The organism is Haloarcula salina, from assembly GCF_010119195.1.
Taxonomy (GTDB): domain Archaea; phylum Halobacteriota; class Halobacteria; order Halobacteriales; family Haloarculaceae; genus Haloarcula; species Haloarcula salina.
The window spans coordinates 94,886-114,959 of the sequence record NZ_WRXL01000009.1 but is presented as its reverse complement, the minus strand read 5'-3'; the positions used below and the strand labels follow the sequence as shown (position 1 = coordinate 114,959).

Genomic DNA, 20,074 nt, shown 5'->3' with positions numbered 1-20,074 from the left:
ACGAATGCAGCGGTGGGACTCGTGTAACACCAGGTGATAGTCCGTGTCCGAAATCCACGTCACGTCAGCCTCGCCGTCCAACTTCTCTTCCAGGCTAGCGACCGCGCCGGCGCCTGCGTATCCCGATCCGAGTACTACGACGTTCTCCGTCATAGGAAATTCTGCGACGTCAACCGATACAAAGCCTTTGGAATCCGGCCGCAGCTTCGGCGTTCCATCGCGGCGTCGCCGCCGGTCGGAACCGCCTACGACTTCGCTCGGGCGGGAAGTGCGTGACTAACCATGTACGCCGGACGCGATTTGGGCCGGGGTGCGGCACGAACCGTCGGCGGCGAAGGGGGCGGCTGACGGCGGGAGACACAACAGTTAATGGAGTCGTGACCGAACTGTGGAGTCATGTCGGAGACCATCGACAACGTTATGCTCGCAGTCGGACCGAACGATCGGGACCACGTCGAGCGATTGCTCGAAAGCGTGATTGCGGTCGCGAGACCGACGGACGCGACGGTGTATCTGGTGCACGTCTTCACGAACGACGAGTACGACCAGCTCATGGAGGACCTCGACCTGGACCCGACCTCCGGGGCGCTCCAGCCCGACGAGATGGCGTCGCGACACGAAGGCGTCAGGACGCCGGCGGGCCGCCTGGAAGAACTGGGAATCGACTACGAGATCCGCGGGATCGTCGGCAACCCCGAAACGGAGGTCGTTCGTGTCGCGGACGACCTCGACATCGATCAGCTGTTCATCGGCGGTGCAGGTCGCTCGCCGGCCGGGAAGGCGATATTCGGCGACCACGCACAGCAGATACTCCTGAACGCGGGCTGTCCGGTGACGTACGTCCAGCGGGAGTGAGTCGAAACGGTCGCGCGCTCTGGAACCGTTGGAAGCGGACTCCCAGATCGAAGCCACACGGGATTTCTCGAGACGGGCTTGCCTGATCTGAGTGCGGTCATCCGTTCGCAGTGTCCGAACGATGGTCGGGTCCGTGAATATCGACGGAGAATGAGGCGAAGTAGTGCCGTGTTCGATGGTGACGTGATTGCATCTTTGCTGCTCGCCGGTATCTTCGAGTTATTATAACAGTAGTACACGTATTATTCTGTGGTGGTACCTGTTCGTTCAGCGCGAACAGAATGTGGCACCGTCACGCGAAAAAACCACGAGTCCGACTTGCACACCGCGGAAATCGCTGAGCCCTCTCACACTCGACGGGCATCGTTCGCGCGTCGCGAACGGATAGCGAAACTTTCCAGGCGCTGGTGTCGGCCGACAGGCAGATGATGCCGGCTGGCAGCGACATCACCTGTGATGAGCACCGTCGGCGGCGTTCCCCCAATTTATATATCGACTTGGGCTGTGATAGGTCGTATGGGAGTCGGATTCACGACTATCATGTACGGCGAGGAATCGCTGCTGGACGGACTCGCGGACATCGGCGCCTGCCGGTACGACGGCGTCGAGACGAGCCTCGGCGAGATCGAGGCCGTCGGGGCGGACGCGTTCGCCGAGCAGCTGGACGCCTACGACCTCGACCTCTACTGCACGATGGGCGAGTGGCTGGAGACGCAGGACGCGGCCGACCGCACCGCGGCAGGCGCTGAGACCGCCGCTGCTCTCGGTGCGCCGTATCTCGGCATCCTCCCGCCCCACCGAGGAACGACCGACGACGACGACTTCGAGCGCTGGCTCGGCGAGATCTGCGACGCCGCGGCCGACGCCGGCGTCACGCCCGTTCTCCACCACCACGGCGGGACGAAGGTCGAGCAACTCGAGGAGATCGAGGAGTGGCTCGACCGCGCGCCGGACTCTCTCGGCCTCCTCTGGGACTCGGCGCACCACTACCCCTACGACCCCGAGAGCGCCGACGGAGACGTGTCCGACGGCGTTCGCCGATTCGCCGACGACATCGAGTACGTCCACCTGAAGGACGTGGCTCCGGGCGCGAACTTCGACGACCTCGTCGAAGCGATCTCTAACGGGGAGTTCAAACTCGACACGGTCTTCCTGTACTACGACGCCTTCACCGACCTGGGCGAGGGCGTCATCGACTTCGCCGCCGTCCACGAGGCGCTCGACGAGATCGGCTACGACGGCCACATCACCATCGAGGTCGAGAACCAGAACAAACCGCCAGTCATCCACGCGAAAGAGAATCTCGACTACTGGTGGTCGATCACGGGGCAGTAACCGCCTCGACGGTCGCTCGTCACGCGTCTTCGAGTCCGTGATTCCGGCACGGTCCGGCTATCGAGCGCAGGCGCGTCGACTCGTGTACAAAAGGTTTTGTCCCTGGCCCGTGTGAGATGTAGCCGTATGGGAACCGGATACGCGACCATCATGTACGACTCGGAGGCGGTCGTCTCCGAGGGCATCGGCGACTTCGCGGCCTGCCGCTACGACGGCGTCGAGATCGGTCTCGGCAAGGCGGAGGCAATCGGCGAATCGACACTGCGTGACCTGCTCGAGGAGTACGAACTCGACCTGTACTGCGTCATGGCCGGCTGGCTCAACACCGAGGAGGACCTGCGGGCGGCCGTCGACGGCGCGGGACTGGCCGGCTCGCTCGGCGCGGACTTCCTCGGTATCCTCCCGCCGCCTCGCGGCGTCGTCGACGACGAGACGTTCGCCGACTGGCTCGACCGGATCGGGGCCGCCGCGGCCGAGGCCGGCGTGACACCAATCGTCCACCACCACTTCGGCGCGCACGTCGAACAGCCAGAAGAGATCCGCCGCTGGCTCGACGAGGGACCGGACAACCTCGAACTCCTGTTCGACACCGCCCACTACTACGCCTACGGCGACATCACCGAGGGAATCGAGCGGTTCGCCGACGACATCGCCTACGTCCATCTCAAGGACGTCGACCCGCCGGCGGAGTTCCAGACGCACGTCGAGAACCTCACCGCCGGCAAGAAGGACTACGACAGCATCGTGAACTACATCTGGGCCTTCACCGACCTCGGCAAGGGCGACATCGACTTCGGCGAGGTCTCGGAGACCCTCGATGCGGTCGGCTACGACGGCCACCGAACCATCGAGATCGAGAACCAGAAGGACCACCCGCTGGTCCACGCGAAGGAGAACATCGACCACCTGCGATCGGTAACCGATCGCTGAGCGCTGTCAGAACCGGTCCGGTCGGCAATTCGTTTCGGAACGCGAATCGGCTGCGGAGTTACGTCCGGGCGTCGCCGACGAGGTCGCGACCCTCGAACTCGCGGAACAGATCGGCGATGAGTTCCACGTCGCGTTGTGCGTCGGTCGGTGTCGTTCGCGGCGTCGCGTCGCCCTCGACGCAGCGCGCGAAGTGTTCGAGTTCGCGTTTGAACGCCTCGTCGTACGACGGCGTGTGAATTGTCTCCTCTGTCTCCTCCGTGCCCCGCTTCACGCGCACGTCGGCCGGCGTGTTCTTGATGAACGCGTTGGAGAAGCCGATAGAGACGGAGCGGTCCGGCGCGTCCACCTGGATCCGCTCGTCGTACCACAGCCGGTCCGTCGCGCCGGATTCGAGCATACAGCGGAGGTCGCCCTCGTAACGGAGTTGTGCCGTCAGGTACTTCCAGCCGTTGAACACGTCGACGTGGTCGATGCCCGTGACAGAGCCGAACACGCCGCGCAGTGCGTTCACGTCGTGACAGATGCTCTCTAAGTGATAGCCGTAGGCGCGTCCGAGCGTCTCGCCGTCTGTCCCGATGGCCTCGGCGCACTGTCGCTGGCGAGCGGCCATGCTCTCCTCGATGAACGCGTCGTCTAAGTCGGCCTGGACGAGGTCGTACGTGTCTTCGAGGATCGCCCCCACGTCCGGCGGGATGACGACGCTGGTCGCGAGGTCGATCTGGTCGAGGTCGTCGACCAGTTCGGCAAAGCGCTGGAAGCCGGGATCGTAGCGCTTCATGTAGCCGACCATGCACACCGCATCGGTGGTCTCAGCCGTCTCGACGACGCGCTCCGCGTCCTCGGGCGTGACCGCGATCGGCTTCTCGACGAACGTGTGCAGTCCCGCTTCGAGCGCGGCGATGGCGAGATCGGCGTGGGTCTGCATCGGTGTGGCGATGACGACCCCGTCGAGATTCTCCCGTTGCTCGTCGATGAGCGTTTCGCTGTCCTGGTAGCGATTGGGAACGTTGTACCGATCACCCAGCGTCTCAGACGTGTTCTCACCAGGGTCCGCCAGCGCTTCGATCTCGACCTCGGGAAGCTCCGCGAGGTACGGGAGATGCATAATCTGGGCGATACTACCTGCTCCGATCATCCCTACTTTCATGACGTGCGAAGATGCGGGAGACGGTCACAAATAGGTTTCCCTCGGCGGGGTGAACCGACGTGCGAGAGCGACGGACTGGCCGCTGAACGAGGCAGCGAGAGACGAAAAACGGGCCGGGATAGCGGGCCGGAGTTACTGGATCGCGCCCGTCATTCGACCGACGAGGTCCTCGCGGTCGATGGTCCCGTTGTTGTCCAACTCGGCGACGAGGTTCCCCGAGCGGAGCACGGCCACGCGGTCGGCCACGTCGAAGACCTCTTGGAGATTGTGCGTGATGAAGATGACCGTCTTCCCGGAGGCCTGAAGCTCCTCGATCAGGTCGAGGATCTTCTGTGACCCCTCGACGGACACCTCGGCCGTCGGCTCGTCGAGAATGACGATTCGGGGGTCGGAGATGAGCGCGCGCGCCACCGCGACGGCCTGCTGTTGCCCGCCGGAGAGCTCCTCGGTGATGGCCCGGGGGTCGATCTCGAACCCGATCTCGTCGAGCGCCTCGATGGACCGCTGTTCCATGTACTCGCGGTCGATCCGCCGGAAGAGCTTGCCCGAGAGCCCGCCTTTCAGCGGCTCTCGGCCCATGAAAACGTTCGATGCCACGTCGTGTTGCAGCGAGAGCGACATGTCCTGGAACACGGTCTCGATGCCAGCCCGCTTGGCCATCGACGGGGACTCGAGGACGATGTGTTCCATCTCGCCGGTCTCCGGGTCGCGCATGTGAAACGACCCGGAGGTGGCGGGGATGACGCCCGAGAGGAGCTTGATGAACGTCGACTTCCCGGCCCCGTTGTCGCCGACGATGGACAGCACCTCGTTCTCCTTGATCGAGAGCGACACGTCCTCCAGGGCGACGACGCCGCCGTAGTGCTTCGAGACGTTCTCGACGGAGAGGATCGTGTCGTCGTCCGTCTTCGACGCGCTGGCGGTGCTCACGTCAGTGTTTACCGCGGACTCGTCTGCCTTTGACATGGTATGAATCTCGGCATCCACCATCATAAATGTGGTGGGTTACGACATCGGATTGGGAGGCAGCTGAGCGCCTGTATCGGGAGTTCGCGACGACTATCGGTCGAGCGCGCGTCCGGTGACGAACGGAAAACGGACCGGCACTCAGTTGACGCCCGAGACCTGCGTCAGCGTGAAGGCGGCGACCAGCGCCCAGAGGACGACCATCGTCGCGACCGACAGCGCGGCGTCTCGTCCGCTGAACTCGTGGAGGACCCGCGTCGACCGATACAGCAGGTACAGCGCCGGGAGGAACACGAGCGCGGCCGTTCCGAGTACGAGCGGCGTGAGGAAGCTCCACCCGGAGAGGAGGATCGGCACGAACAGCAGGACCGTCGGCGCGAAGCTGTAGATCACGCCCTGGAGCGTGGTGTCGAAATCGCGCCGCGTCCCGACGGCCTTCACCCCGGCGTGCAGGAAGACGGTCGACAGCAGGATGAGGCCGGCCATCAGCATGAACGTCACCAGCGGGAGGGTCCCGAGCGCCGCGACGCCCGGGCGCACGATGGTGAACGAGAAGCCCCAACCGACCGCGAAGTCGACGACGGTCATCGCGACCAGCGTCACCAGCGTCAGGATGAGGGTCCCGATAGTCGCGAACATGAGCGGCTCGTCGATGCCCTGCACGTCGCTGCGGACGTACTCGAAGAAGGACTCCGCGTCGCCGGCGAGGTCCGTGAGCGGGTCGATGTATTCCTCGGTCAGGTACTCGATGCGGACGTCCCGGCTCAGCACCTCGATCAGCACGGCCGAGATGATGAAGATGCCCGTGAACACCTGGAACAGGCGAACGCCCAGCCCGGCGAGCACGAGGATGTTCTGCGTGAGCGCGAACACGAGCGCACCGAGGAACGTCCCCGGCATCGATCCCTCGCCGCCGAAGAGGTTCGTCCCGCCGATGACGACGCTCGCGATGACGATCAGTTCAGTGCCCTGGCCGGTCGAGGGCGAGACGGCCTGCGTGAACGCGAGCTGACCGATGCCGGCGAAGGCCGCCAGCAGCGCGACCAGCATGAAGTTGATAATCTTCACGTGGTCGGTCTTGATCCCCGTCCGGGTCGCGCTCTCCTTGCTCCCGCCCGTGAACATCGCCCGGTAGCCAAAGGCGGTCTTGTTGAGGACGTAGTAGCCCAGAAGCAGGAACGCGATGGTCCAGACGATCTGGATCGGGAACTGATTGAGCAGGGCGGGCCCCTGTCCGAGTTCCGCGACGCCCCCGATGTAGTAGATGAGCCGCGGGTAGTTGTCGCTCGATATCGTCGCGGTCTGGCCCTGCAGGATGACGAGGTTCGCCCCTCGAAGCAGGGTCAGCGTCCCGATGGTGACGATCAGCGACGGGAGTCCCAGCTTGGTGATCATCAGCCCCTGGAACAGCCCGTACAGCCCCGCGAACAGGAGCACCAGCAATACGACGAACAGGATGGGGTAGCCGGTTCCGTACATCGTCGCGACCAGCGCGCCGCAGACGGCCATCAGCGACCCGACCGACAGGTCGAACTCGCCGGACACCATCAGCAGCGTCATCCCGTACCCGATGATCGCCGTCACCGCCGTGTTCCGAACGATGCCGACGAGGTTGTCCGCGCTGAGGAACACGTCCGCCCGAACGATGGTCCCGAGAACGAGGAGGACACTCACCGCGAGTATCGCCCCGACTTCCCGGCTCTGTAATAGCCGTGACACGTTACCTAGACCGCTGTCTCTTGATACCGAGGCGTCGACCTCTGCCATAGAGGTACGGTCGTCTTCATGAATTATAAAACATTGGTATCTGTGAATGTCGGTCGACTGTTGACGCCGAGAGACCGACGCCGCGCTCGCGGCGGTATCGGTCCATTACCGCCCCTGTGTGGGAAGAAAAGTGAGTCCGCGGGTCGATTCCGGTCAGTGCCAACTGATGGGCCGGATCGGTGGTCAGTAGTTGCTGTCCTGCCAGCTCTGCAGCGCGCCCCAGGACCCCGAGCGGCGGCGGGCGAACTCGAGGTTCGACTGGTCGATGACGGAGATGCCGGTGTTGAAGTCCTTCATCGGGATGCCCCGCTCCATGTAGTTCCACATCATGTTGACGGGCATGTTCCCCTGGCTGAAGGGGTCCTGTCCGGCGGTGAAGTCGATGGTTCCCTTCGCGATTCCTTCGAGCGTGGGTTCGGGCAGGTCGAAGCCGCCGACCGTCATCTCGCCCTGCAGGCTGTTGTTCTCTACGAGGCGGCCGCCGGCGATGGCGCCCTGCAGGGCCGTCCCGAGGATGAGGTTGATGTCGGGCGAGGAACTGTACTTCGTGTCCACGCGGTTGATCGCCTGCGAGAGGTCCCCGCTGACGTTGAGCGTGTCGAGGACCCGCACGTCGTCCTGGGCTTCGAGGGCCATTCGGATGCCCTCGCCTCGCGCGGAGAGCGCCGGGTGGTCCGGCGCGGAGGTGGTCGGCAGCGCGACGATCTCGCCGTCGACCTTCTCCTTTGCCCGTTCGTAGCCGGTCAGCCCGACGGCCACGCCCGCCGGAACGAACTTCTGGCCGATGTAGGGAATGACCGTCCCGAACGTGTCCATCATCTCGTTGAACTCGCCGGCGTAGACGCTCGTGTTGAACGAGGCGACCGGGATGTCGTTGTCGATGGCGTTCTGGATCGGCCCCGTGTACTGGTCCTTGTTCAGGATGCTCGTCGCGAGCGCGTCCCGGCCGTTACGGAGGCGCGAGACGGTCGTGTTGAGCGTCTCGATCTGCTGGGCGGGGGAGTGACTCGACGGACCGATGAACTCGCCCGTCCATCCCATGTTGTGCAGGGCGTCGTTCATTCCGACGATGATGCCGGTCATGAACTCGTCGACGACGTGCGTGACGAACACCATCTCGCGCTCCTCCTGGGTCGGGTTCGAGAGGTCCATGCTGTCGGCGGTTGGCGGGGGAATGAGCGGAACGCGGAGCGCAGCAGGCAGCGAACTCGAGCCGCCGCCGTCGCTCTGTCCGCCAGACCCGTCACCATCGCCGCTCTCCGTCTCCTCGCTGGTCGGTGTCTGACTGTCCGAGCGAAGTCCGCCACAGCCTGCCAACGCCGACAGACCGCCCGCGAGACCGACTGCACTCATCTGTTTCATCAGATTCCGTCGCGATACGCCGAGGTCGATCGACACGATGCCGTCTCTCTGGTCGGGTGCGTTACCGTCAGGCATACACCTACCACATTAGGGAACACACAGATAAACATTTTCATTAATCACCCATAATTTGGCCGTCGGCGAGGATGGGCTCCCCGTACGAGAGCGCGAGCGCTCAGACCGTGACCCACTCGCCGCGGTCGTCGCTCTCGCGGATGGCCTCGACCACTCGCTGGACCGCGACGCCGTCCTCGAAGTCCGGCCGGTACCGCTCGCCGTCCGCGACCGCCGACAGGAATTCGTAGTTCTCGTGGACGAACGTGTGCTCCCAGCCGACGACGTGGCCCGCCGGCCACCAGCGATCCATGTACGGGTCGTCGTCGTCCGTCACCAATACCTGCTGGTAGCCGCGGTCGTCAGTCCCCTTGACTTGGAGTTCGTTCAGCCGGCGGAGCGAGAACGTCAGCGCGCCCTCGGAGCCGTATATCTCGATGGCGTTGTCGGCCTTCCGCCCAGTCGCGATGCGGGAGCCTTCGAGGACGCCCTCAGCGCCGTTCTCGAACTCGACGAGCGCGGAGTACTCGTCGTCGGTCGTCACCGGCCGAGTCCCGTCGCCGTCTGGGTCCGGCCGCTCGGTGACCTGCGTCGCGAGCGAGCCGCTGAGGCGGTCGATATCACCGACGAGCCAGCGCGCGAGGTCGATGGTGTGCGAACCCACGTCGCCCACCACGCCGGTGCCGGAAACCTCGGCGTCACACCGCCAGTTCCACGGGAGAGTCGGATCGGCAAGCCAATCCTGGAGACAGCGCCCCTTCACGCGGTAGATTCGACCCAGTTCGCCTCGGTCGACCAGTCGCTTGGCCAACTGGAGCGCCGGCACGTAACGGTAGTTGAACCCCGTTGCGGCGAGAGCGTCGCTCGCGCGGGCGGCGTCGCGCATCGCTCTCGCCGTTTCGATGTCCGGCGCGAGCGGTTTCTCGCACAGGACGTGGACGTCCGACTCCAGAGCCGCGATGGTCGGTTCGGCGTGGACGTGGTTCGGCCCGAGGTTGTAGAACACGTCCACCTCGTCGATCACGTCGCGCCAGTCCGTCGCGACCCGGTCGAATCCGAATCGGTCCGCCGCGTCGCGGACCGCCGCCTCGCTTCGGCCGACGAGCACGTCTCGGTTCGTCGCCGGCGCGTCGGGGAAGAACATCGGGAGCCGAGCGAGCGCGTTCGCGTGAGCTTTGCCCATGAAGCGGTAGCCGAGGAAGCCGACATCGAGGGTCATGGGGTCACCCCCGACCTATCGCGTTCGCCCGCGGTAGGTGGCCTGCCCGGACAGATATCCAATACTGACACGTTCGAGTGACGGCGGGCACCGTCGGTGTGGAACTCTGCGCACATCGGATGAAATCTCGGTACCCCTCGAAATAAAGATTTGGAGAGCCGCGACCCTGGGACTGATCGAAGCCGGTACCACTTTACGACTCGCATCTGTACGCGCAGCTATGCTCGAAGGCGAAACGCGACTCGGACTCGGGACGTACACGCTCACCGACGCGGACGGCGTCGAGACCATCAAAGCGGCCATCGAACACGGTTACCGCCACATTGACACCGCACGACTCTACGGGAACGAGGAGGAGGTCGGCGAGGCTATCGCCGCCGCAGACGTGGACCGCGACGACCTCTTCGTCGCGACGAAAGTGGCGCACTTCGAGGAGCCCGAGAAGACGACGGAATACGTCGAGCGGGCGGTCGACGAGAGCTTCGAGAAGCTCGGCCTCGACCGCATCGACCTGCTCTATCACCACTGGCCGCGCGGCCAGGACGACATCGAGACGGTCCTGCCGGTGCTCGCGGACCGGGTCGACGACGACCGGATCGACAACCTCGGCGTGAGCAACTACACCGTCGACGATCTCCTGCTCGCCGACGACCTGATCGACCGCCCCGTCGACGCGCTCCAGGTCGAGATGCACCCGCTGCTCCAGCAGGCCGAGATCCGGGCGCACCTGGACGGCACCGACACCGACGTCGTGGCCTACTCGCCGCTGGCCCAGGGCGAGGTGTTCGACGTGGCTCCTATCTCCGATATCGCTGAGAAGCACGGCGTCTCGGAGCCGGTCGTCTCGCTGGCGTGGCTCCTCTCGAAAGAGCGCGTGGCGGCCATCCCGCGGACGAGTTCGGTCGACCACCTCCGCGACAACTTCGGCGCGCTCGACCTCGAACTCGACGCCGAGGACATCGAACGAATCGACGCCATCGAGCGGACCCACCGCTGTGAAGACCCCGACTGGATGACCTGGTAGGAACGCTCCGTTCTGGTGGGTGTGTCCGACCCACACGCTTTTGACGACGACGGAACAGTACCGAGTATGGGAACCGGATACACCACCATGATGTACGACAGCGCCGACGTCGAACAGGGGTTCGAAGACATCGCCGCGTGTCGCTACGACGGGGCGGAGATCGGCCTCGGAAAGATTCGTGCGGCCGGTCCCGAGACGGTCGAGCGCGCTCTCGACGAGACGGGACTGTCCCTCTACTGCGTCATGAGCGACTGGCTGGAGTCCGAGGCGGCAGTCGAGCGCGTCGCCGAGGACCTTCCGATGATCGCCGACCTCGGGGCCGAGTTCGTCGGATTGCTCCCGCCTCAGCGGCACCGCCACGACGACGCCACCGTCCAGCAGTGGTTCGGTCGCCTCGCGGACGCGGCGACCGAGGTCGGCGTGACGCCGCTCGTCCACCACCACGGCGCGACCCACGTCGAACGGCCGGCCGAGACGCGGCGGCTCCTGGACGCCGTCGACGACCTCGAACTGCTGTGGGACTCGGCGCATCACTACCCCTACGGCGAGCACTTCCCCGAGGGCGACGTGTCTGACGGCGTCGAACGGTTCGCCGACGACATCGCCTACGTCCACCTCAAGGACGTGGCCCCGCCGACCGGGTTCGACGACGTTCGAGACAGCCTCACCGAGGGCGACTTCCACCTCGACAACGTCATCAACTACTTCCGCTCGTTCACGGACCTCGGAAAGGGCGTCCTGGACTTCGAGGGACTGTCAGACGCCCTGACCGAGGTGGGCTACGACGGCCACTGCACCATCGAGATCGAGAACCAGACGGAGAAGCCCCTCGTCCACGCCAAGGAGAACTTCGACTACTGGCGGGCGGCCCGCCAGGGACGCTGAGGCGGACCGCTGTGGTCGCCGTCGGACCGCTCAGGACAACTGCATCAGCGTGGCCCCGGCGACGATGGCGGTGATGCCGGCGAGCACCCGCGGCGACTTCGGCAGCCGCCGGGCGAGTCCGTACGACAGCGCGACGATGACCAGCGGATAGACGTTCGACAGCGGGACGACGGTCACGACGGTCCCGAGCTGGAGCGCTGAGAACCAGGCGAGCCAGTTCCCGGCGACGAACAGCCCCGCGAGGACGAACGCCAGCAGGGCCGTCCGGTCACGGATTCTGACGCGTCGCCGGGAGTCCGACGAGACGCCGAACAGGCCGACGAAGGCGACGAGCGCGGCCGTCTGTCCCACCGCGGTCGCGACCAGCGGCTTCGAGTAGGCGTTGAGCCCGATCTTCACGAGGACGAACGAACAGCCAAGCAGCGCCATCGCGGCGAGCGGGAGCACGAGGTCAGTCGGCGCCATGGCTCCGAGTTCCTCGGAGATGAGGTCGCCGGATTCGCCCGCCTCCGTCCCCGAGAGCTGGAGCAGGGCTCCGCCGGCGACGATACAGAGCAGTCCGACGCCTGTGAGGACGGTGAACGGCTCGCCCAGCAGTGGCAGGGCGAGCACCGCGGCGACGGCGGGGTTCGCGCTGACGACCGCAGCCGAGACGCGCGCGCCGATGCGATCGATGCTCCGGAAGTACAGCAGCCGGAACGCCGCGGGGTTGGCGAGGCCGGCGACGGCGAACGGGGCGAGCTGCAGCGGTTCGACGCCGGCCAGTGATGTTCCGCGCGCGAACAACAGCGCCCAGAACACGACGACGCTGACGACGATGCTGAGGACCGCCGCCGTCAGCGCCGGCTCCCGGTCCTCCAGGAACGACCCGTTGTCGAGGCCGTACTCCACGGAGAGCGACTGGAAGGCCGAGAGCACCGACGCCAACAGTGCCAGCCCGGCGCTCAGTTCCAACAGCGCCATCGCTACGCAGCGCTCTCGACCGCGATCATGGCTCGACGAGGATCTTGACGTGGTCGGTGTCCGGCGAGCCGAGTTCCTCGATGCCCTCGTCCACGAGATCGGCCAGCCCGATCCGCCTCGTGACGAAGGCGTCCGCGTCGACGCCGCCGTCGCCCAGCGACTCGACGACGGCGTCGAACTCCGTCCGGAACGACCGCGGGGGGAAGCCGTAGCAGTAGGTGCCGCGGACGGTCCGCTCGCCCGTGACCACCCGCTGGAGGTCGACGTCCGTCGTCCCGCTGGTCATGCTCCCGACGGTCACACCGCCGCCGCGGCGCGTGCTCTCGATGGCGGCGTTGACCGCCGGAGCGACGCCGGCGAACTCGAACGACGCGTCCACGCCGCCGTCGGTCGCGGCCGTGATCCGCGCCGCGGCGTCCTCTGCCGTCGGATCGACGGCCACGTCCGCCCCGAGTTCGAGCGCGACCTCGCGCCGCGCCGGGTTGGGTTCGGAGACGAAGACGCGCTTTGCGCCCGCCTCGCGGAGCGCGCGAACGACGGTCAGCCCGATGGGGCCGCAGCCGAAGACCGCGGCGGTGTCGCCGGCGCGCAGCCCCGATCGGCGGACCGCGTGGAGTCCCACGGCGAGCGGTTCGACGAGCGCGCCCTGCCAGACGGGCACGTCTGCGGGGAGCCGATGGACCTGCTGGGCCGGGACGACCGCCGCCTCGGCGAAGCCGCCGGCCCCGGTCTGGAGGCCGACCGCCAGCACGTCCGCACAGCGGTTGTAGGCCCCGTCCTCGCAGTAGCGACACGAGCCACAGGGGATGTTGGGGTGGACGGCGACCGGGTCGCCGACCGCGACGCCGGTCACGTCGTCGCCGACCTCGCTGACGATCCCGCTGAACTCGTGCCCGATGGTGATGGGGCGGCTCGCGCCCGATCTGGGATGGGCCTCCGCCGGCGTGTACTCGGCGTGTTCGTACTCGTGAACGTCCGTACCGCAGATGCCGCAGGCCGTCACGTCGATCCGCACGTCGCTCGGCCCGACCGCGGCCGGCTCAACGTCGTCGATCCGCACGTCGCCCGTGCCGTAGAAGCGCGCGGCTCTCATGGCTGTCTCACCGCTGTGTCACTCGGTTGCATGTGCAGTCTAGCGTGTCTCTCGGATGCGTGCTAACACTTTCGGTCAGATGATCGCGAAAACGAACCGGCGGTGCGCTATCGACGTTACTCCTTGCGGTGTTGCTCCACGACGTCCCAGTCCAGTTCGATGCCCAGGCCCGGCGAGTCTGGGATCTGGATGCGCCCGTTCCGGATGAAGTCCGCGTCGCGGGCGAGCAGGTCCTCCCACCACGAGACCTCGCGAGCGTGATACTCCAGTGCGACGAAGTTCGGCACCGTCGCGCCGACGTGGGCCGTCGCCGCGGTGGCGACCGGGCTGCCGATGTTGTGCGGGACGAGCGCCTGGTAGTAGGCCTCGGCCATGTCGGCGACCTTCTTCGTCTCGGCGATGCCGCCCGTCTTCGGCACGTCGGGCGCGAGGAAGTCGACGGCCTGGTCCTCGATCAGGTCGCGGAAACCGTGGCGGCCGTAGCGGTTCTCACCGGTGAGGATGGTCGCGTTCACCCGGCGCTTGAGTTCGCGCATCGCGTCGGTGTTCTCCGGCGGCAACGGGTCCTCGATCCACGCGAGGTCGTACGGTTCGAGCGCGCGACAGAGCCGCTCGGCCGTCTCGGGACTGAAGTTCCAGTGGAGGTCCACGGCGACCTCGGCGTCGTCGCCGATCTCCTCCATGACGGCCGCGACGACGCGCTGCTTGTGGTCGATCTCCGGCGGGTCGAAGTGGCGAGACAGCGTGTCGATCTCGCGGCCCGAGGGCACGTCGAGGTCGAACTTCACGATGTCGAAGCCGTCCTCGACGGCGGCGCGCGCGGCCTTCGCGTAGGCCTCGGGCTCGTAAGTCTCCTCCTCCTGGCCCTCCTCGGCGGACTCGACCATCGCCTCGCCGGCGTGGCAGTCGGCGTAGACGGCCACTTCTTCGCGGACCTTCCCGCCGAGCAGCTGATAGACCGGCTGGTCGAGCAGCTTGCCCGTCGCGTCCCACAGGGCGAGTTCGACGCCGCTGATGGCGATCGTGCCGACGCCCTCCTGGGAGCCGCGTCCGGAGAGGCTCTCGCGCATGAGGTTGTAGAGCCGCTCTACGTCTGTCGGGTTCTCCCCGACCAGGACGGGGCGGAGATAGTCCGTGATAATCTCGTGGACGCCCGGCGAGGGGTAGGCCTCTCCGATGCCGGTGACGCCCTCGTCGGTCTCGACGGTGACGATGGTCCACGGGAAGTTCCCGTCGATGACCAGCGTGTTCAGGTCGGTGATCTCTGCCGGTGGGCCGTCCGCGCGGCGCGGCGTCTCGTCGAAGTCGGCCCACATCGTCGCTGCGAGCTTGGATGCGAAGTCTTCGTACATGGTTTGTGTGTCAGTCCGTACCTGGGACCGGTACGGGATGGGTGTGTCGGAGCGGGGGGCGACCGCCCGCGGTTCCGTCTCGGCAACCCGGCATCGCCGGTCCAGTGACTCCGCGCGGGAGCCGCCGGACCCGACGATACCGAATCGCATCGTTTGCGATATACACGTTTGTCCTGTTATAAGTTCCGATGAGGCCGACGGCTCGGAGGGGCCTCCCTGAGTGCCCGGTCTCGTGTGCGACGCGCACCCGCATTTTTTTATGCTTTGACCCGAATACCCATCATAGACAACTCGACTGACAGCCGAGACTAGTCGGTCGTGGCACCGTCTGACTCGGCAAGGACTCTGATACACATGACCCACATCAAAGACGCAATCGAATCAGCCGACAACCCTCTCGGGACCTGGATCTCGGTCGGGCATCCGACGGTCGCGGAGGCGACGGCCCAGCTCGACCTGGATTTCCTCCTCGTCGACATGGAACACACGACGATGGACTTAGAGACGATAGAGAGCATGGCGCGCGGCGTCGACGCCGCGCCCGGCGATACGGACATGATCGTCCGCGTCCCGTGGAACGATCCGGTCCGGCTCAAGCGCGTCATCGACATCGGCGTCGCCGGCGTCATGGTCCCGATGGTCGGCTCCGCCGAGGAGGCGGAAGAGCTCGTCCGCTCGCTCCGATACCCGCCGGACGGCATCCGCGGCATCGCCGGCAGTCGGGCGACGCGCTACGGCAAGAACTTCGAGGAGTACGTCACGAGCGCCAACGGATCGATTCTCACCATCGCACAGATCGAGACGGAACGGGGGATGGAGAACGCTCGGGAGGTCGCCGCCGTCGACGGCATCGATTCGCTGTTCGTCGGCCCGGCCGACCTGTCGGGCTCCCTCGGGATGTTCGCCGAGTGGGACTCGGCGGAGTTCGACGAGGCCGTTCAGTCGATCATCGACGACAGTCACGCGGCCGACGTGCCCGTCGGAACGCTGACGACCGATATCGGGGGCGACGCCATCGAGTCCCGCGTGGAGCAGGGCTTTGACTTCCTCATCGCGGGCAAGGACGTGGCCCTGCTGATGGACAGCGTCGAGGTGGCCATCGACAACTACGCCGACGCGCTCGACAAACCGCTCTCCGCCTCCAACGACTGACCGCGCGACTTCTGCCGTCCGACACAACGGATTCGCGAACCCACAGGCACGGGACTGTCGTTCGTCACGTGGGCTGTCCGCGGGAGACGGACGGTTCGGGACGCGAGACCCACTGCTTGTCCGGGAGTTCGCAGACGCGAAGCGAAAAAACGAACGAGACGACGTCGTGGAGCTGGGGCCGCAAGCCGCGGATTTCAGTGGCTGTAGTAGCGCTCGATGGTGATGGTCTTGTCCGTGTAGAAGTTGATGGCGTCCTCGCCCTGGGCGTGGAGGTCCCCGAAGAAGGAGTCCTTGCGCCCGCCGAAGTGGAAGAAGCCCATCGGCGCGCAGACGCCGACGTTGATGCCGATGTTGCCGGCGTCGACCTCGTAGCGGTACTTCCGGGCCTCCGCGCCGTTCTCCGTGTACAGCGATGAGGCGTTGCCGTACTGGGTGCTGTTGACCATCTCGATGGCCTCGTCGATGTCGTCGGCCTTCGTCAGCGCCATCACCGGGCCGAAGATTTCGGTCTGGGTGATGTCCATGTCCGTCGTGACGCCCTCGAGCAGCGTCGGCCCGAGGAAGTTCCCGTCGGGGTAGTCGGGGTGCTCGAAGTCGCGCCCGTCGACGACCAGGTCCGCGCCCTCGTCGATGGCGTCCTCGATCATGCCCTTGACGCGTTCCGCGGACTCGCCCGTGATGAGCGGGCCCACGTCGGTGTCCTCGTCGAGGCCGTTGCCGACGGTGAGGTCGTCGACGGCGTCGAGGACTTCCTCGCGCAGCGGTTCGTAGCTGTCGCCGACGCCGACGACCACGTCGTTCGCGAGACAGCGCTGCCCGGCGTTGCCGTACACCGAGCCGATGACGTTCGGGACCGCCTCTTCGAGTTCGGCGTCCTCGGAGACGACGGCGTAGTTCTTCGCACCGCCCTGGGCCTGCACGCGTTTGCCGTGCTCGGCGGCGGTCTGGTAGATGTGCTGGGCGACCGGTGTCGATCCGACGAAGGAGATGCCCTCGATGTCGTCGTGTTCCAGCAGGGCGGTGACCGTGTCGACGCCGCCGTTGACGAGGTTCACGACGCCGTCCGGGAAGTCGACCGCGTCCACGGCTTCGAAGATGAGCTGGGAGCTGAGCGGGACCTTCTCGCTCGGCTTGAGGACGAACGTGTTGCCCGTGGCGACGGCGTACGGCAGGAACCACAGCGGGATCATCGCCGGGAAGTTGAACGGCGTGACGGCGGTGAACACGCCCAGCGGCTGTCGGATGGCGTGTTCGTCCATGCCCTTGGCCACGTCCTGAACGTTGCCGCTTCCCTCGCGCATCATGTTGGGGATGCCGGCGGCGACTTCCACGTTCTCGATACCGCGGCGAATCTCGCCGCGCGCCTCGTTCAGCGTTTTGCCGTGCTCGCGCGTCAGCGCCTGCGCGATGTCCTCCTGTCGCGCTTCGAGTTCCTGCTTGAGATCGAAGATGTACTGGACGCGCTCGACCGGCGGGGTGCGAGACCACTCTTCGAACGCCTCGCTCGCGGTCTGAACCGCTTCGTCGACGTCCTCGGCGGTCGCGAACGGCACGTCCGCCAGTGTCTCGTTGGTCGCCGGGTTGACGACGGGCTGGCCCTCGTCTGAATCGACCGAGACCCACTCGCCACCGACGTAGCTGTCTACGGTGTCTGGGACGGCAGTCGCGTCTGGCGACTGCTCTTGCTTGCTCGTCATACGTAAAACACCTCTCGGTCCACATATAAATGTGTTACGCCATCAACACCGGGTGCGACGCAGTCGCACCACTCTTGATGGTCCAGCCGTAACGTCCGGTATGGGTTCAGTTACGTACGACTTCGACGGGGAAACGGTCATTGTCACCGGCGGCAGTTCGGGTATCGGACGGGCGGTCGCGCTGGCGTTCGGCCAGGCGGGTGCGACGGTCATCAACGCCGACATCACGCCCGAGACGAAAGACGCCGACGCGACGCGGCCGACCCACGAGGCCATCGAGGACGACGGCGGTCGGGCAGTGTTCGTCGAGACCGACGTCTCGGAGCGCTCGGACATCGAATCCGTCGTCGAGGCGGCCCGGGAGTTCGGCGGCGTCGACGTGATGGTGAACAACGCCGGCTGGTTCACCCGTGGCGACCTCTTCTCGGTCGACGCCGAGACGTTCGGCCGGATCCACGACGTGAACAGCCACGGCGTGTTCTTCGGCTGTCAGGCAGCGGCGGCGGACATGCGAGACCGCGGTGCGAGCGGGGCCATCGTCAACACGGCGTCGATCAGTTCGACGCACGCGCAGGTCGGCCAGATCCACTACGACTCGACGAAGGGGTCGATCAAGATGATCACGCGCGGTGCGGCGCTCGAACTCGCGGACGACGACATCCGCGTCAACGCGGTCGCGCCCGGCCACATCGCCACCGAGTTCGGCTCCGGAGCCGAGCAGAAAGAGGCGTCCGTCGAGGCGGGCGACCTCATGAAACCGATTCCGCTCGACCGACCGGGCTACCCCGAGGACATCGCCCCGGCAGTCCTGTTCCTGGCGAGCGAGCAGGCCGGCTACGTGACCGGCGAGATGGTCTACGTCGACGGCGGCTGGCAGACGTACTGAGCCGGTCGGAGCGACGGTGACAGATGGCGGTCGACGGTGACCGCGGCCGCGCCTTCGCCGCGGTCGACGGGTCCCCCGCCAACCGCGCAATTTCCGGTGTGTGAATCCAGTACAGTTATGTCACCGGGAACCACACGCAGAAACATGCGTTCACTAGTGCTCGACGCGGAGTGGAATCCGCGCTCAAGCTACGACCTGACGGACGACGAGAAGCAGCGCCAGCGCGCGATGGACAGTTCCAGCATCTGGCAGCACCCCGAACTCCGCGTCGAGGAGCGCGAGCGGCCCGAGCCGGCCGCCGACGAGGTCCTCGTCCGCGTGAAGTACGCCGGCATCTGCGGCAGCGATGTGGCCATGACGGAGACGGACGACGACGGCTACATGCACTACTCGGCGTACACGCAGCTCCCGAACGTCATCGGCCACGAGTTCTCCGGCGAGGTCGTCGAGACCGGCGACGACGCGGACCTGTTCGAGGCGGGCGACCCCGTGACCGCCGAGGTCACCGACTACTGCGGCCGCTGTCAGATGTGCCGCCAGGGGTTCCACGGCCACTGCGAGAACTTCGAGCAGCTCGGCTTCACGTTCGACGGCGCGTTCGCCGAGTACGTCGCCGTCCCCGAGAAAATCCTCTGGGGCGTCTCGGAGCTGTCCCGGCAGTACGAGGACGAAGACGACCTGTACCGCGCCGCCGCGACCATCGAACCGAGCACCATCACGTTCTACGGCCTCTTCGGGCGGGCCGAAGGCATCTGGCCCGGCGACTACCACGTCTACCACGGCGTCGGCCCCATCGGTCTGACTGGGATGAACGTCTCGCGCGCCGCGGGCGCGGGGAGGGTCATCGCCTTCGAGCCTTCGGACGAGCGCCGCGAGATCGCCCACGACCTCGGCTTCGAGCACGTCTACAACCCCATCGAGGTCGACGCGGTCGAGAAAGTCGACGAGGTCACCGGCGGCGAGGGCGCAGACGTCCACGTCGAGACCAGCGGCGCGGTCGGCGCGACCTACCCCGTCATCGAGGACACGCTGGCCGAGCGTGCGAACGTCGTCCACATCAGCAACGCCGGCAGCGACCCTGACATCGCGCTCCGGAAGTACCAGGGGTCGAGCGCGCAACTGTACGGCTCCGAGGGCCACACCGGCCAGCAGGTGTACCCGCGCACCATCCGGCTGATGGCCAGCGGCCGACTGGACAACCTCCCGATCGTCACGTCGACGTTCGATCTCGGAGACGCGGACGAGGCCGTCGCGCAGGCCCGCAAGCGCGTCGACGGCAAAGTCCTGATCGAAGTCTGAGCCGACCGCCAGGGAACCGCCGCCGACCGATTTTCGTCCGCTGACGCTTCGAGCGCCGCGACTAGTGGGACGGTCACTACACGCGATA

Annotated in this window: 17 protein-coding genes and 1 pseudogene; 8 read left to right on the top strand and 10 right to left on the bottom strand. The window is 66.1% G+C overall.

Features of this window, described 5'->3' with window-relative positions:
* Window positions 1-153, bottom strand: a pseudogene (locus GM656_RS19420) (NAD(P)/FAD-dependent oxidoreductase); the annotation flags it as partial.
* Window positions 154-396: 243 nt separating this feature from the next.
* Between GM656_RS19420 and GM656_RS18675 the strand changes: the two are divergent.
* The 3 genes from GM656_RS18675 to GM656_RS18665 all read left to right on the top strand — a co-directional run bounded on the left by GM656_RS18675 (window position 397) and on the right by GM656_RS18665 (window position 3,120).
* Window positions 397-855, top strand: coding sequence for a universal stress protein (locus tag GM656_RS18675; RefSeq protein ID WP_162415221.1), 459 nt, complete (start codon window positions 397-399; stop codon window positions 853-855).
* Window positions 856-1,371: 516 nt separating this feature from the next.
* Window positions 1,372-2,190 (top strand): sugar phosphate isomerase/epimerase family protein, encoded by an 819-nt coding sequence (locus tag GM656_RS18670; protein ID WP_162415220.1) that lies wholly within the window; start codon window positions 1,372-1,374, stop codon window positions 2,188-2,190.
* Between the two features lie 126 nt (window positions 2,191-2,316).
* Window positions 2,317-3,120, top strand: coding sequence for a sugar phosphate isomerase/epimerase family protein (locus GM656_RS18665; RefSeq protein WP_162415219.1), 804 nt, complete (start codon window positions 2,317-2,319; stop codon window positions 3,118-3,120).
* A 58-nt stretch (window positions 3,121-3,178) separates the two neighbouring features.
* Here GM656_RS18665 and GM656_RS18660 read toward each other — a convergent pair whose 3' ends face one another.
* The 5 genes from GM656_RS18660 to GM656_RS18640 all read right to left on the bottom strand — a co-directional run bounded on the left by GM656_RS18660 (window position 3,179) and on the right by GM656_RS18640 (window position 9,635).
* Window positions 3,179-4,267, bottom strand: coding sequence for a Gfo/Idh/MocA family protein (locus GM656_RS18660; RefSeq protein WP_162415218.1), 1,089 nt, complete (start codon window positions 4,265-4,267; stop codon window positions 3,179-3,181).
* A 132-nt stretch (window positions 4,268-4,399) separates the two neighbouring features.
* A complete protein-coding gene (locus GM656_RS18655; protein ID WP_162415217.1) occupies window positions 4,400-5,233 on the bottom strand; it encodes an ATP-binding cassette domain-containing protein in 834 nt (277 codons plus the stop codon).
* Between the two features lie 141 nt (window positions 5,234-5,374).
* A complete protein-coding gene (locus GM656_RS18650) occupies window positions 5,375-6,907 on the bottom strand; it encodes an ABC transporter permease (protein WP_162415216.1) in 1,533 nt (510 codons plus the stop codon).
* 276 nt (window positions 6,908-7,183) lie between these two features.
* Window positions 7,184-8,437 (bottom strand): substrate-binding domain-containing protein, encoded by a 1,254-nt coding sequence (locus tag GM656_RS18645; RefSeq protein WP_162415215.1) that lies wholly within the window; start codon window positions 8,435-8,437, stop codon window positions 7,184-7,186.
* Window positions 8,438-8,537: 100 nt separating this feature from the next.
* Window positions 8,538-9,635, bottom strand: a complete 1,098-nt coding sequence (locus GM656_RS18640; protein ID WP_162415214.1) for a Gfo/Idh/MocA family protein — start codon at window positions 9,633-9,635, stop codon at window positions 8,538-8,540.
* A 220-nt stretch (window positions 9,636-9,855) separates the two neighbouring features.
* On the opposite strand from GM656_RS18640, the gene GM656_RS18635 reads away from it, so the two are divergent.
* On the top strand, window positions 9,856-10,659 hold the full coding sequence (locus GM656_RS18635; protein ID WP_162415213.1) for an aldo/keto reductase: 804 nt from the start codon (window positions 9,856-9,858) through the stop codon (window positions 10,657-10,659).
* 66 nt (window positions 10,660-10,725) lie between these two features.
* Window positions 10,726-11,544, top strand: coding sequence for a sugar phosphate isomerase/epimerase family protein (locus GM656_RS18630; RefSeq protein ID WP_162415212.1), 819 nt, complete (start codon window positions 10,726-10,728; stop codon window positions 11,542-11,544).
* A gap of 30 nt (window positions 11,545-11,574) precedes the next feature.
* Here GM656_RS18630 and GM656_RS18625 read toward each other — a convergent pair whose 3' ends face one another.
* The 3 genes from GM656_RS18625 to GM656_RS18615 form a co-directional block, all read right to left on the bottom strand.
* Window positions 11,575-12,507 carry an EamA family transporter gene (locus GM656_RS18625; protein WP_162415211.1) on the bottom strand — a complete coding sequence of 311 codons (933 nt, stop codon included), beginning with the start codon at window positions 12,505-12,507 and terminating at the stop codon, window positions 11,575-11,577.
* Window positions 12,508-12,532: 25 nt separating this feature from the next.
* The gene (locus GM656_RS18620) at window positions 12,533-13,600 is read right to left on the bottom strand and encodes a 2,3-butanediol dehydrogenase (protein WP_162415210.1); all 1,068 of its coding nucleotides are present in this window, start codon (window positions 13,598-13,600) and stop codon (window positions 12,533-12,535) included.
* A gap of 116 nt (window positions 13,601-13,716) precedes the next feature.
* Window positions 13,717-14,952 (bottom strand): mandelate racemase/muconate lactonizing enzyme family protein, encoded by a 1,236-nt coding sequence (locus tag GM656_RS18615; protein ID WP_162415209.1) that lies wholly within the window; start codon window positions 14,950-14,952, stop codon window positions 13,717-13,719.
* Window positions 14,953-15,306: 354 nt separating this feature from the next.
* Here GM656_RS18615 and GM656_RS18610 point away from each other — a divergent pair, with 354 nt between their 5' ends.
* The gene (locus GM656_RS18610; protein ID WP_162415208.1) at window positions 15,307-16,104 is read left to right on the top strand and encodes an HpcH/HpaI aldolase family protein; all 798 of its coding nucleotides are present in this window, start codon (window positions 15,307-15,309) and stop codon (window positions 16,102-16,104) included.
* A gap of 194 nt (window positions 16,105-16,298) precedes the next feature.
* Here GM656_RS18610 and GM656_RS18605 read toward each other — a convergent pair whose 3' ends face one another.
* Window positions 16,299-17,801 carry a CoA-acylating methylmalonate-semialdehyde dehydrogenase gene (locus tag GM656_RS18605; RefSeq protein ID WP_162415207.1) on the bottom strand — a complete coding sequence of 501 codons (1,503 nt, stop codon included), beginning with the start codon at window positions 17,799-17,801 and terminating at the stop codon, window positions 16,299-16,301.
* 100 nt (window positions 17,802-17,901) lie between these two features.
* Between GM656_RS18605 and GM656_RS18600 the strand changes: the two genes are divergently transcribed.
* Both GM656_RS18600 and iolM read left to right on the top strand, forming a co-directional pair.
* On the top strand, window positions 17,902-18,687 hold the full coding sequence (locus tag GM656_RS18600; RefSeq protein WP_162415206.1) for an SDR family NAD(P)-dependent oxidoreductase: 786 nt from the start codon (window positions 17,902-17,904) through the stop codon (window positions 18,685-18,687).
* A gap of 144 nt (window positions 18,688-18,831) precedes the next feature.
* Window positions 18,832-19,986 carry a scyllo-inosose 3-dehydrogenase gene (gene iolM / locus GM656_RS18595; RefSeq protein ID WP_162415205.1) on the top strand — a complete coding sequence of 385 codons (1,155 nt, stop codon included), beginning with the start codon at window positions 18,832-18,834 and terminating at the stop codon, window positions 19,984-19,986.
* The last annotated feature ends 88 nt before the right edge of the window (window positions 19,987-20,074 follow it).

Excerpts from the sequence above, each read along its gene's own strand:
- GM656_RS18675 (WP_162415221.1), top strand. The coding sequence starts at position 397 with ATGTCGGAGACCATCGACAACGTTATGCTCGCAGTCGGACCGAACGAT.
- GM656_RS18670 (WP_162415220.1), top strand. The coding sequence starts at position 1,372 with ATGGGAGTCGGATTCACGACTATCATGTACGGCGAGGAATCGCTGCTG.
- GM656_RS18665 (WP_162415219.1), top strand. The coding sequence starts at position 2,317 with ATGGGAACCGGATACGCGACCATCATGTACGACTCGGAGGCGGTCGTC.
- GM656_RS18660 (WP_162415218.1), bottom strand. The coding sequence starts at position 4,267 with ATGAAAGTAGGGATGATCGGAGCAGGTAGTATCGCCCAGATTATGCAT.
- GM656_RS18655 (WP_162415217.1), bottom strand. The coding sequence starts at position 5,233 with ATGTCAAAGGCAGACGAGTCCGCGGTAAACACTGACGTGAGCACCGCC.
- GM656_RS18645 (WP_162415215.1), bottom strand. The coding sequence starts at position 8,437 with ATGCCTGACGGTAACGCACCCGACCAGAGAGACGGCATCGTGTCGATC.
- GM656_RS18640 (WP_162415214.1), bottom strand. The coding sequence starts at position 9,635 with ATGACCCTCGATGTCGGCTTCCTCGGCTACCGCTTCATGGGCAAAGCT.
- GM656_RS18635 (WP_162415213.1), top strand. The coding sequence starts at position 9,856 with ATGCTCGAAGGCGAAACGCGACTCGGACTCGGGACGTACACGCTCACC.
- GM656_RS18630 (WP_162415212.1), top strand. The coding sequence starts at position 10,726 with ATGGGAACCGGATACACCACCATGATGTACGACAGCGCCGACGTCGAA.
- GM656_RS18625 (WP_162415211.1), bottom strand. The coding sequence starts at position 12,507 with ATGGCGCTGTTGGAACTGAGCGCCGGGCTGGCACTGTTGGCGTCGGTG.
- GM656_RS18620 (WP_162415210.1), bottom strand. The coding sequence starts at position 13,600 with ATGAGAGCCGCGCGCTTCTACGGCACGGGCGACGTGCGGATCGACGAC.
- GM656_RS18615 (WP_162415209.1), bottom strand. The coding sequence starts at position 14,952 with ATGTACGAAGACTTCGCATCCAAGCTCGCAGCGACGATGTGGGCCGAC.
- GM656_RS18610 (WP_162415208.1), top strand. The coding sequence starts at position 15,307 with ATGACCCACATCAAAGACGCAATCGAATCAGCCGACAACCCTCTCGGG.
- GM656_RS18605 (WP_162415207.1), bottom strand. The coding sequence starts at position 17,801 with ATGACGAGCAAGCAAGAGCAGTCGCCAGACGCGACTGCCGTCCCAGAC.
- GM656_RS18600 (WP_162415206.1), top strand. The coding sequence starts at position 17,902 with ATGGGTTCAGTTACGTACGACTTCGACGGGGAAACGGTCATTGTCACC.
- iolM (WP_162415205.1), top strand. The coding sequence starts at position 18,832 with ATGCGTTCACTAGTGCTCGACGCGGAGTGGAATCCGCGCTCAAGCTAC.